General features: G+C 50.2%; 10 protein-coding genes and 1 pseudogene. 1 reads left to right on the forward strand and 10 read right to left on the reverse strand.

Going from position 1 to position 11829, the window contains the following annotated elements; all coding sequences use genetic code 11:
- From OXG87_07480 to OXG87_07500, 5 genes and pseudogenes are all read right to left on the reverse strand, one after another.
- A partial coding sequence (locus OXG87_07480) for an alanine:cation symporter family protein (GenBank protein ID MCY3869384.1) occupies positions 1-739 on the reverse strand: 739 nt, incomplete at its 3' end.
- 43 nt (positions 740-782) lie between these two features.
- Positions 783-2246 carry a putative DNA binding domain-containing protein gene (locus tag OXG87_07485; protein ID MCY3869385.1) on the reverse strand — a complete coding sequence of 488 codons (1464 nt, stop codon included), beginning with the start codon at positions 2244-2246 and terminating at the stop codon, positions 783-785.
- A 31-nt stretch (positions 2247-2277) separates the two neighbouring features.
- Positions 2278-4752: a tetratricopeptide repeat protein gene (locus OXG87_07490; protein ID MCY3869386.1), complete on the reverse strand. Its 2475-nt coding sequence runs from the start codon at positions 4750-4752 to the stop codon at positions 2278-2280.
- 19 nt (positions 4753-4771) lie between these two features.
- A pseudogene (locus OXG87_07495) lies at positions 4772-4894 on the reverse strand (DUF1016 N-terminal domain-containing protein).
- Positions 4890-5684, reverse strand: a complete 795-nt coding sequence (locus tag OXG87_07500) for a Fic family protein (GenBank protein ID MCY3869387.1) — start codon at positions 5682-5684, stop codon at positions 4890-4892. Before OXG87_07500 ends, OXG87_07495 begins: the two are co-directional and overlap by 5 nt.
- A 286-nt stretch (positions 5685-5970) precedes the next feature.
- Between OXG87_07500 and OXG87_07505 the strand changes: the two genes are divergently transcribed.
- Entirely contained in the window at positions 5971-6867 is an 897-nt protein-coding gene (locus OXG87_07505; GenBank protein MCY3869388.1) for an SMP-30/gluconolactonase/LRE family protein, read from the forward strand.
- Between the two features lies 1 nt (position 6868).
- On the opposite strand, the gene OXG87_07510 is transcribed toward OXG87_07505, so the two are convergent.
- The 5 genes from OXG87_07510 to OXG87_07530 are packed head-to-tail and all read right to left on the reverse strand — an operon-like array spanning position 6869 to position 11541.
- On the reverse strand, positions 6869-7834 hold the full coding sequence (locus tag OXG87_07510) for a D-2-hydroxyacid dehydrogenase (GenBank protein ID MCY3869389.1): 966 nt from the start codon (positions 7832-7834) through the stop codon (positions 6869-6871).
- Position 7835: 1 nt separating this feature from the next.
- The gene (locus tag OXG87_07515; protein MCY3869390.1) at positions 7836-8501 is read right to left on the reverse strand and encodes a ThuA domain-containing protein; all 666 of its coding nucleotides are present in this window, start codon (positions 8499-8501) and stop codon (positions 7836-7838) included.
- Between the two features lie 15 nt (positions 8502-8516).
- Positions 8517-9275, reverse strand: a complete 759-nt coding sequence (locus OXG87_07520) for a hypothetical protein (protein MCY3869391.1) — start codon at positions 9273-9275, stop codon at positions 8517-8519.
- A 15-nt stretch (positions 9276-9290) separates the two neighbouring features.
- Positions 9291-10136, reverse strand: coding sequence for a phytanoyl-CoA dioxygenase family protein (locus OXG87_07525; protein ID MCY3869392.1), 846 nt, complete (start codon positions 10134-10136; stop codon positions 9291-9293).
- 13 nt (positions 10137-10149) lie between these two features.
- Positions 10150-11541, reverse strand: a complete 1392-nt coding sequence (locus OXG87_07530) for a sulfatase-like hydrolase/transferase (protein ID MCY3869393.1) — start codon at positions 11539-11541, stop codon at positions 10150-10152.
- Positions 11542-11829: the final 288 nt, after the last annotated feature.

Consider the following 11829-nt stretch of genomic DNA (forward strand, 5'->3'; position numbering starts at 1 on the left):
GGTACACATCCACTGCGCCCAAAATAATACCGACCAGCCAGCCCAGTCCGTCCAGCATTCCGCCGGTCATGTGGTTGAGTTGCACATACGCCTGATTGGATTGAAACATGTTGCCTATGCCCAGTGCGCCTATTGCAATCCCCATTGCGTAAAAGCCGCCGATCAGTTTGCCAAAGCTGTCCATGCCGCGGGCTGAAAATCCTTTTCTGAGGTAGTACATCGGGCCGCCCGACACCGAATGGTCCGGGTTTTCATTGCGGTATTTGACGCCCAGCGTGCATTCAATGAACTTCGTGGACATGCCCAAAAAGCCCGCCACAATTAGCCAAAATGTCGCCCCTGGTCCGCCAACGGTTACCGCTACTGCGACGCCACCGATGTTGCCGATGCCGACAGTTCCCGCCACTGCTGTGGCCAGTGCCTGAAGGTGGGAGACTTCGCCTTTGCTGTTGGGGTCGGTGTAGTCGCCGCGCACCAGTTGGAGGGCATGCTTGAAGCCGCGGATACCAATGAAGCCGGTGTAAAAAGTAAAAAATACTGCGCCAGCGACAAGCCACAACACCACCAATGGCAACTCCGCGTCAGCCACGGAAATTTTAAAAAAGACAAACTGACCGATCACCTCCGCAATTGGCGCAGTGGCATTGTTAATGGTCTCGTCAATTCCTAATGCCTTCATAGCCGAATACACATTCGCAGGTTGTGAAAGCGTATCTATCGAGCATTCTAACGATGACATATACGCTTACTGAATAGATCAACACTCTCCGTTGACAAATGCATCAATTTGCCAATTCAGCCAATCTGTTTCTGCCGTTTTCCGTAATTTGGTACTTCTGCAACCGGCTTCCCGGTTTTTCTGGAATCGTGTATTTGATCAATCCGGCTTTTCTCAACGCGCGAATCACTTTGTTGAGCTGTCCTGACACGGTTTTTTGACCCAGGCCGGTTGAGATGGACGATTTTGCCATGGGAGCCTGTAGAAGAAGTGACAAAACTCTCTGCTCAAGGCTTCCTTGTCGTGACTCTGGCTGTGACTCTGGCTGTGACTCTGGCTTAGCCTTGATTTGCTCTGGAATTGTCGGGTATCTGTAGGGCACTTGTTCGGTGACATGCGGGGGTATCTGCCCACCATGTTCAACCTGTCGCTTGAATGTTGTGACTACCCAGTTATCCGAGACCTCGATCACGGGTTCTTCTACCCCGTAGTCACGGCACTCCTGTCGGATGCGCCGGATGCCGCTGCCGATCTGCTCTACCATTCCCATGCGGTGAAACATTCCGAACAGAAGGGGATTTCGCGGCACGCTTTTGATTCCCAAATCTTCCTCCCGCATTCCCGCCGGCAACCCGCCCGGTGTGACAATTTCCAGCCGATCATAGAATATGTGTACCTGCACTTTAGCGGTGGATCGATAGTCTCGATGCGCGATGGCGTTGACCATTGCCTCGCGGAGTGCGTCTTCTGGTAGTTCGAGCCGTTCATCCCGTCCGCGAGCATGGGGAATTAATGCCGTGTTCAGCTTCGCCTGCATGTAGGCTATACAGTCGTTGTAGATGGCGCATATATCGCCTGTGAAGTTTTTGAGGTCGATGATATGCGTATTGGTTACGCCGCGAAGAACTGCACAGGTCACACCCGCTGTCAATGTGTAGCGTGTGATATCTTCCGCTAATAGCCACGCGCCCGCATGGGTCATGACCCCTTTTTCAAGCAAGTGCAGGTTTTCCAATGCCACGATTGGGTCCATGCCTTCGGGAATATGCGCCCGCTTGGCGAACTGCGCCCAGGCTTCTGGCGTCAGGTCTTTATCTATTTTGAAGTTACGGCAGGGTGTTTTGTCGAATCGAATGAGTCCTTCCTTAAAAAAGAATTCGCGGATTTCATCGCGTGACATTTGTTGCGAACTCGCGCCTTCGCGGATGTAATACTTGCCGCCAAAGGAATAGGGCTTACCATGCTGCTCTGGTACTGTGATGCAGAGCACGTCATTGACAGATTCCGTTTCCACTGCTATCGGCGGATCCGCTGATCGCGCGATGGACTGGACTTGCGACTTCAGCTTGTTGTGGTTCGCAACGCCAACGATTTCGCCGTCGTCTGTTACACCGATCAAAATGACGCCACCGGTCGCGTTCGCAAAGGCACAGATTTCACGACCCAGGTTAGAGGACATGGAACGCTTGAACTCTGTGGTAAAGCCTTCGCCGAGGGCGGTTATGTTGGAGAGTGTTTTTTCGTTCATATCTGGGAAATCTGATTTCACACCTTTCTGTTCACACTTCGGATATTTGCCTGGCAAATTCAGCCACTTGATCATATTCAGGGTGTTGCACAATTTTTTTGACTATCTCCAGCAAGCCTTCAAGAGGCCATCCTGGTGATCGAATCCCATCCTGCAACAGACTCTCAACCTTACTCTTGCTTTCGGGATAATCCTGATAAAAACAGGCGTAGCGATAAAACCATAATTCCAACTCAAGATTTTTAAGTGGATGAAGCAAAAACGCTTGATCAATAAAAGTTTTTGCTTGCTCAAAATATCCTTGTTGTAACAAAAACAAGGCATAATTGCCGTTGATGTTTGCATCATTCGGTTTTAACTCAAGAGCTTTTTCGTGATACACCTGTGCCTGTGTGTAATCTCTTTTATTATTTTTAATATCTTGGAGGAAAATGGTGTAATCGCTGTTGATGTCTGCATCATCAGGATCTAATGCAAGAGCTTTTTCGTGATACACCTGTGCCTGTGCATAATCTCTTTTAATAAGTGCAAGAAACAGGGCGTAATCGCTGTTGATATATGCATCATCCGGATCCAACTCAAGAGCTTTTTTGTGATACACCTGTGCCTGTGCATAATCTCTTTTAATGTCTTGAAGGAAAATGGCGTAATGGCTATTGATATCCGCATCATCCGGATCCAACTTAAGAGATTTCCGGTAATACTCTTCAGCCTGTGCATAATCCCTTTTGACAAATGCAAGAAACAGGGCGTAACATCGATTGATGGTTGCATCATCCGAATCTAACGCAAGGGACTTTTGGTGATATTTCTCTGCCTGTGCGTAATCTTTTTTAAAATCTTGAAGGAAAATGGCGTAATGGCTATTGATGTCCGCGTCATCCGGATCTAATGCGAGGGCTTTCTGGTAATACTCTTCTGCCTGTACGTAATCTTTTCTATAATATGTAAGCAACTCAGCGTAATTTCGGTTGATGGTTGCATCATCAGGGTCTAACTTAAGAGCTTTTTGGTGATATTTCTCTGCCTGTGCGTAATCTTTTTTAGGATTTGTAAGAAAAATGGCGTAATCGCTATTGATGGTTGCATTATCCGGGTCTAACTTAAGAGCCTTTTGGTGATATTTCTCTGCCTGTGCGTAATCTTTTTTAAAATCTTGAAGGAAAATGGCGTAATGGCTATTGATGTCCGCGTCATCCGGATCTAATGCGAGGGCTTTCTGGTAATACTCTTCTGCCTGTACGTAATCTTTTCTATAATATGTAAGCAACTCAGCGTAATTTCGGTTGATGGTTGCATCATCAGGGTCTAATGCAAGGGCTTTCTGGTAATACTTCTCTGCCCGTGCGTAGTCTTTTTTGGTATTTTCAAGGAAAATGGCGTAATCATTCATTAGTTCATAACTATCTGGGCATTTCTCCAGTCCCTCTTTATAAACAGATTCTATTTTTTCTGGATCAGTTTCTTTTGATGCCAGAAATCCATAGGTCAACCAATTAGGTTCCCCAAGCTTTTCGAGTTTGAGTATTTTGTCCAGCGCATCGGGTAACAAATCCGATCCTTCTTTGTTTTTAATGTAAACCTCTTTCATCTGCTTTCTATATCTCTTCACTCGTTCTTCAGCAATCCGCTCAATTTTTTCATCTGGCAAACCTATCCCAATTTTTTCACCGAGTAGTACCATCAGTTCATCAAAATCCTTAATAGGTATAAAACAGCCTTGTTTATCAACAACTAATTTTTCGATTTTACCTTTTGGATGTTCTTTCCCAGTAAAACACCAGTATATACCCTTGTGCTTGTACAAAACTCTTTTTAAAACATCCATAAAACCGCCATCGTTCCCGCCATAGCCAATCACGATTGGGATATAAGATTGAAAAATATCCTGCAAGCCACGTTCCAGCTTTTCATCAATATGCCCTGTTTCATCCTCCGTGTTTTGCGGGGAAAAAAAGAGGTCGTGGTGAACCTTGATAACCTGTGGCCGTTGTAGCTGGATGTTGATAAAACCGGCCAAATCCGCATGTCCAATTACTAACGGCTTTTTTGATGTATAAATGAAAAGCGCATCTTCGGTTAAGCTGTCAAAATTGGTTGTGATAACAATGTCGTGCTTTCCTTGTGCCAGGATCTCTGCCAGGAATGAATAACCACAGCTCGGTTCTGCTTTCTCCATAATCTCCTCAAAAAAATCATAGCCTGCCTGATGGTCTATCTCGAAGCGTTTGGCAAAAATTTGGTGATAAAAACTGGCGGGCGCATTTTTATTTATACCCTCCTCTCTGAGCCATGATTCAAAATGACCTTTGTCCAGGTCTTCTTTGATCTCGTTAAGCCATTGAGATGCTAATTCTGTGCCGGTGGGAATGCCGGAACTTTTGGATGCACCAGCCCCTAAAATAAAGCAAAACTTTCGATTCCGTTGTTCTCCGAAATGGCGAAGGAATTGTTTTAATGTAATTATTCTCGGCTTTGATTTATCATTTTGCTGGTTCTGTTTCATCCTAAAATCTCTCCACTCACCAACCGAATTTGCTGGTCATGCGGATGTAAAACTCGCGCTCCAGATCATCTTCACACTGCTCCATGACAATCAGATTATGCGACCAATCTATTTCTCGCACCAGTGGTGCGAGTTTTTCAGATGTCTTGCTCATGTCTCAATTCCTCAAAGTTCCTCTTAATTGATGTCGCCAACTTCATCGCCTCGGGAATAATTTCCAGCATGAACGCAATGAATGGCGTGCTTTCGCCTTCTGACGAACTCTGTCTGATGGCTTTGTAGTAGTCGCTTTGTCGGGCATGGACCAGACTTTCTACGGGGATGTGGGCGAATAGGGGTTTCCAGCGGGTCAGTATCAGGGTTTGCCAGAGCTGTCCCATCCGTCCGTTGCCATCTTCAAAGGGGTGAATGAACTCAAATTCGTAATGAAAGACCGAACTGGCGATTAGCGGGTGTTCATCGGTGCTACCCAGCCATGCCAGCAAGTTTGCCATGAGTTGCGGTACGCGCCCGGGGGGCGGGCCTATGTGATGGACTTCACCTCCGCCCATAACGCCAATGTCTCTGCGGCGATATTGTCCGGGTGCATCTAATAGACCGATCATCAGGATTTCGTGAGCACGCAACAGGTCGGCTTCGCTGGCGGGGTTCCACTGCTGGTATTGGTCGTAGGCTTTGATGGCGTTGCGGGCTTCCTGTATGTCTCTGAGTGGCGCAATAACGGGCTTGCCGTCGAGTATTGTGGAGACTTGTTCTTCGCTGAGGATATTGCCTTCAATGGCGAGAGATCCGCGAATCGTGAGGATGCGATTGATGCGTCGCAGGCGCAAGTCCTGCGAGATGCCCGTCGCGCGGCCAATCGCTTCACCGATTTCTTCAATGCGAAAGAGAATGTCCGGCGTGATTGTGTATGGTGGTTTTTCGATTTTCATTGTTTATATAGGGTGGTCAATATTGCAAAGTAGGTCTGCATCAATGTACTGAATCATGCGAGATTGCGCCACCCTTCATATTGTGATTTAGCGGTTAAAACCATGTGGATCGCGGCTCAACATCATGCCGCGATGACGAGAGCCTTTCACTTCACACTTCTCACCTCACAGTGAACTGGTCTGAACTGCGACCAGTTGTACATCGTTTCTCACTTCCCTTCGTGTTGGCAATCGCGTATGTTGGAGACGAGATCGCGTAATTTTATGTGAAGCAAAGGAGAGCCTTATGGAATGGAATTTTGAACAGGTGGCGGGTCCGTTTGGTTTTACCGAGGGTCCGGTGTGGGTGGGCGATGCGCTGTTGTTTACAGATATGCCGGGGGATCGCGCGATGCGCTACGATCACAGGACGGGTGTTTGCGACGAGTGGCGCACGGGTACGAATCGGGCAAATGGTCTGACTACTGATGCAGAGGGTCGGGTCTATGGCGCGGAGGGTACGTTTGATCCGAGTGGTGACAGATTTGTGGATGGTCCCGGGCGTCGCATTGCGCGGTATGAGAGCGATGGTTCGACGACTGTGATTTCCGACAATTTTGAGGGGAACCGCTTTAACAGTCCCAATGATCTCGTGGTGGATGCAAAGGGCCGGGTCTGGTTCACGGATCCGAGATATGGCGATGATAAGTCATGTATGGATATCGGTCACGAGTCGGTGTATCGGGCTGATCCCCAGGCCGATGGTTCGTACACAACTGTGCGGGTGACTTTTGATACGACAAAGCCCAATGGTCTGATTGTTACGCCGGATATGAAGACCCTGTATGTGGCGCAGAGCGATTATTTGCCCGAGACTGCCCGGGAATTGCGCGCGTATCCGATTGAGGGAGATGGATCACTGGGTGCTTGTGAGGTGCTCCACGATTTTGGTGCTGATCGGGGTATAGACGGTATGAGGCTGGATTCCAATCTCAATATTGTCGCGAGTGCAGGTTGGCCCGATGGTGGTCCCGGTCCGATGATTTACGTTTTTGCGCCCGACGGAGAGATACTCGAAGCACATCCTTTTCCTATCAATCCGACCAATTGTGAGTTTGGCGATGAAGATTTGCAGTCGCTCTATGTCACGGCTATCGATGGGTATTTGTACCGCGCGCGCACACATCTCAAGGGGTTGGGATAGGCTAGTACCACTTTGATTTATCCACGACATTGGTCAGTTCTTCACCCGCGAGGAAGCGGCGGGCGTTGTCGATGAGTATTTCGTAGCGGCGCTCGTTTATGTTGCCGGCGTCTCTGACGGCGATGTGTGGGGTCATCAGCACGTTGGGCAGGCCCCACAGCTTGTGGTCGGAGGGCAGTGGCTCTTGTTCGAATACGTCCAGTCCGGCACCGGCTATTGTGCCGGATTCGATGGCGTTGGCGAGGTCGTCTATTTTGCACACTTTGCCGCGGCCGATGTTGATGAAGTACGCGGAAGGTTTCATCAGGGTGAAGCGTCGCGCGTCGAACATGCCTTCGGTTTCGGGTGTGTGTGGGACGGTTGTGATGACGAAGTCCGCGCGTGGCAGGAGTGTGTCAATTTTGTCCGGGGTGTGGAATTCGACGTAGGGCAGTTCGTATTCGGGCCGAGGTTCGATGCCGATGACGGTCATTCCCAGTTCGTTGCACAGGCGGGCTGTCTCGTGTCCAATGCCGCCGACACCGTTGATGAGGGCTGTTGCGCCAGCGAGGTCTATGTACGGGGATTTGCGCGCGCTTTTGTCCCATTCTCTGCGCCGCTGTGCGTCCATGTACCACGGCAGCCCGCGTGCGAGTGCGAGCAGGAACATCAGGATGTGGTGGGATATGTGGTCGAAGTATATGCCGCGGGGATTTGTGATGGTTAACAGGTGTTCGGTCAGTTCCCTGTAGTAGTATCCGAAGAAGGGTCCCGCGTCTGGATTGTGCAGCCAGGCGAGTTTTTTAGCGATGGCGAGGGCATCGGGCGGTATCCAGCCGAATGCGGCGTCGGCATCGCGTATTGCCTCTATGGCGTCGGCGTCGGTTTCGGGCGATAGGACGTCGTATTCGGGGAGTTCGTCCGACAGGCGGGTGGCGAATGCGCGCTTGAGGTCGTCCTGCGGCGGCATGAATACAAATTTTGGCATTTTAATTCTCCAATCTTGCAGCCCATTTGATACATCCCGTGATGTGCGCGTGGAACCAGTCTTCGTGCCACAGGGCATCGGGGTGTCCCAGGGCGGTGTACATGACGCGGCCTTTGCCGTATTCGTGGCACCAGCCCATGGCGTAGTCGTTATCTTCGCGGTTGCCTTTTTCCAGATCTACGGTTTCGTTGTCGATCCGCATTAAGACATGTGTCTTGTTGCGGTCGTAATTTTTGAATGTGTAGATTTCATCAGTTACCCGAAAATAGTCGCCCAGCATTTTTGTTGCGGGGTGATTGGTGTCTTCGACAATGATCCCCACTTCGTGGTGCCAGGGGTGACCGTTGAACCATCCGCCGAGCATTTCGCCGTATTCGGGCCAGTCATAGCACGTGTCGGTTGCGTTGTGTATGCCGAAGAATGATTTGCCGTTGCGGACAAAGTCCAGGATCGCGGATTTTTGTTCGTCGGTAAAGGGCAGGTTTCCAGTTGTCGCAAATGCGAGGATGTCAAATTTTTCCAAATTCTCAGCGGAAATGCGATCCAACCGATGCGTGGTTAAGACCCGCCAGCCATTCTCTTTTCCGATTGCTTTCAGAGCCACTTCTGCGTCGGGCAAATAGCTGTGTTCAAATCCCGCTGAATGCCGCAGGAATAAGATGTTCATGTTTTTCCTTTCTGTTTAATAGAGACTCAATAAGCCTTCGGCGCCGGGGACCCGGCGTTTTTCGTATTCTTCAGATATCCACCGCGCATTTGACGGCAGGCCGGGATTGCGATAGGCATATACCACGCACCACCGCGTGTCACTGCCCGGCTGTCGCGGGTTTACGCCGTGAGCGGCAAATGTCCACATGGCGATTACGGTTCCAGGTGGCATAGAGGGCGCGTGTATCTGGAGGGGTTCACCCGTCATTGGATGGGTTTTTCCGCTGAGCCATTGTTCTTGCAATGCTTTGTCTGAGTCAATACGCCCGATTTTTTCGCGGAACAGATGGCTGCCGGGTACGACTTTTAATCCGCCGTCGTCGGGTTCAAATCCGTTGACGTAAAAGAAGATGCGAATAAATCCCAGGCTGGGGTCTTCTTCCCCATACCCATGTGTATGCCAGTGTGTTCCGCGGTTGCCCCCGGGGCGGTTCAGGCTGACGCAGTGATCGTACCGAATATTTTCGCCCAGAATATCTCGCGCCAGTCTGAGCATTTGGGGATGTCCGATCAAGCTTTCGAGATACCAGTCAAATTCAGCGGCGAACCGATTGGGTTCATGGCCTTCTTTAGCCTGTGGTCTGAGTGATTCGATATAGGACAGGGATTCTGTCAACTTTTCTCGCGCATCGTCTTTTAACAGTCCCGGGAAAGCGATATGTCCGTCGCGGTCCATTTTTCGGCGTTCGGATTCGCCGAATGTAAAGTCGTGAAAAATGGGTTCCCATTCCATAATGATTGTCTCATGCTATGCTATGGCTTCTTCGCCCAGGTGTTCAGATAGCCATCCGCGCAGGGGTACGTCTTCGTCAGTGGGAGAGGTGAATCCATATCCGCCGGTTGGCGCGTTGCCAAATAATTGTTTGCGGATGGGATCCAATCGGTCCCACCAGTGATCCATCGTTACGTCATCGCGGGGACGGAACCAGCGATAGCTATATCCGTAAAAGAGTGCCCGACGCGCTTCTGTCCAGTAATTTGCGCTTACCGAGTGCCAGAGTCTGCGGTCAAAAAATACGGCTGTTCCCGGTTTGACGAGCACGGGTATTGCATCTTTGGGTTCGGATGTGCGGTCGCCGTTGGGAAAGTCGTAGTCGTTGATCAAATGGCTGCCTGGTATAATGTAAAAGTTGCCCCGGCCATCTTCGCTGCAGTCCGTTAAAAAGTATGCTACTTTGATTGAGATGCGGGGGCGGGGGTCTGTTTCTAATTCCTGATTGAGCAGGGCACTGTCTTGATGCCAGCGCAGATTCTTTCCACTACTTCCGTTTGATACCGGGGGGGTGACGTTGAGGTGCGAGTGATAGATTTGCAAGTTCCAGCTCAAGATATCCCACACTTTTGCGATAGTCCTGGGCCAATCTACCAGTTCGACAAATTCCCAGTCGAGGCCGATGAAGTCTCTGACGCTCAAGCGCCCGAGTTTATCTATGCCTTGTTTGGGACGCATTTCGGCATCTATGCGATCGATCACGGCGCACAGGCGCGCGGCGTGATCGGGGTCGAGGGCATTTTCGACAATAAGATACCCATCGCGGTCAAACTGCAATCGCTCTTCTTCTGTCAGGCTATGCGATAGACATGAAGCATCCATGGTCGTCTCCTTTTTAAAACGCTTCCCAAAATGTTTTTCCCCATTCGCTTTTTGCATCGTCCCAGTCGTCGCGCCATTGGTACAGGGTTTCTCGCAGGTCGGCTACTTTGCTGGCGTGCGCTTTGTCGTCTGCGAGATTGTGTAGCTCCAGTGGGTCGTTTTCCAGATCGAATAGCTGCGTTGTGCGGCGTCCATTTACCGCGTATTCGATGAGCTTAAAACGATTGTCTTTTACCATGCGCTGCCACTCGCGATATGCAGAGAACAGGGTGTCGCGCACCTGTTCATCGCCGTTGTTGAGTGCGGATACCAGACTGGTGCCTTCCACGGAGTCCGGTGTGTTGGTGCCGATTAAGTCGCACAGGGTTGGGAATATATCGTGCAAATACACATAGGCGGATCGTTTTTGCCCCGCAGGTACGCCCGGTCCGGAAAATATCAGGGGTACGCGCACGCTGTGTTCGTACATGTTTTGTTTGCCGAAAAGTCCGTGTTGCCCCACTGCGAGGCCATTATCTCCGGCAAAGACGACGATGGTGTTATCCGCCATTCCGCGCGCGCTTATTGTGTCGAGTACGCGCCCCATCTGAGCGTCTAAGTGGGTGATCATGGCGTAGTATTCGGCAATGTGTTGCCGCACTTTGTAGGGGTCGCGGGGAAAATCTTCGAGGACTTCATCGCGCACTTTCAGGTCGCCATTGTCAAATGGATGCCCGCCCATAAAGTTCTCGGGAAGTGGGGTGTCTTCGGGGTCGTACATATCGAGATATTTTTGCGGCATTGTGCGCGGGTCATGGGGGGCCATGAATGAGATGTACATAAAGAATGGGTTGTCGGAGTCGTATTTTTCCAGCCAATCTATTGCACCCTCGGCAAATAATTCACTGGAGTGTTTGCCCGCGGTTACGTGGTCGCCTCTTCGTATTTTCAAGGCGCTTGATTGGTTGGGGTTCGGGCATTGCAGGAGTACGGCGTCGTATTTGCCGGTGGGGTCATGATTAAATGCGGGCACGTTCCAGTGGTCGTCCATGCCCCCGAAAAAGATCTCTGCGCCGTCTGAAAAGCTGCGCGCAAAAGAAGCGGATCCATTGTGCCATTTGCCCGTGCCCCATGTGCGATAGCCGTTGGCTTGCAGATGTTCGCCCAGCATTACGTGGTCGTTGGGAATGCCCTGGCCTGCGCCGTCGAGGTGAAAGAGCGTGCGTCCCGTGTGCAACATAGCGCGGCTGGGCATGCATATTGCGCCCGATGTTCCGCCGGGTATGTGCGCGTGTGTAAAGGTCGTGCCTTGCGCCACGAGGCGATCCAGCACGGGTGTTTGCACATCTGTATTGCCCAGCGCGCGAATGGTGTCAAATCGCTGGTCATCGGTGAAAAAGAAGAGGATGTTGGGTTTTTTGCTCATATTTTCTCCTGAGGAAGGTGTGAGGGGATTTCAACCGAGCAATAAACTTTGCTCTTGACGCAATGTCAAGCCCGTCGAGAACCTCTCTGTAGCAGGTGTTCCTTTCTGCTTTCTATCCGTTTCATCCAATGCTATATTGGGACAAATAACGACCACTTTTCAGGAGTGTGGCCATGAAAACAATTTTTTTTGTTCTCTTTGTCATGTTAACAGGCAGTGTGTTTGCCCAACAATCCAACAGAAAGGATTCCAGTATGAAGTATCACATGTACGTCGCTGTATCTAAAG

The organism is Gemmatimonadota bacterium (assembly GCA_026706845.1).
In the GTDB taxonomy this organism is placed as follows: Bacteria; Latescibacterota; UBA2968; order UBA2968; family UBA2968; genus VXRD01.

What these genes read in the sequence shown, in the direction of transcription:
- OXG87_07485 (MCY3869385.1), bottom strand. Translation starts at nt 2,246, where the DNA reads ATGAACGAAAAAACACTCTCCAACATAACCGCCCTCGGCGAAGGCTTT.
- OXG87_07490 (MCY3869386.1), bottom strand. Translation starts at nt 4,752, where the DNA reads ATGAAACAGAACCAGCAAAATGATAAATCAAAGCCGAGAATAATTACA.
- OXG87_07500 (MCY3869387.1), bottom strand. Translation starts at nt 5,684, where the DNA reads ATGAAAATCGAAAAACCACCATACACAATCACGCCGGACATTCTCTTT.
- OXG87_07505 (MCY3869388.1), top strand. Translation starts at nt 5,971, where the DNA reads ATGGAATGGAATTTTGAACAGGTGGCGGGTCCGTTTGGTTTTACCGAG.
- OXG87_07510 (MCY3869389.1), bottom strand. Translation starts at nt 7,834, where the DNA reads ATGCCAAAATTTGTATTCATGCCGCCGCAGGACGACCTCAAGCGCGCA.
- OXG87_07515 (MCY3869390.1), bottom strand. Translation starts at nt 8,501, where the DNA reads ATGAACATCTTATTCCTGCGGCATTCAGCGGGATTTGAACACAGCTAT.
- OXG87_07520 (MCY3869391.1), bottom strand. Translation starts at nt 9,275, where the DNA reads ATGGAATGGGAACCCATTTTTCACGACTTTACATTCGGCGAATCCGAA.
- OXG87_07525 (MCY3869392.1), bottom strand. Translation starts at nt 10,136, where the DNA reads ATGGATGCTTCATGTCTATCGCATAGCCTGACAGAAGAAGAGCGATTG.
- OXG87_07530 (MCY3869393.1), bottom strand. Translation starts at nt 11,541, where the DNA reads ATGAGCAAAAAACCCAACATCCTCTTCTTTTTCACCGATGACCAGCGA.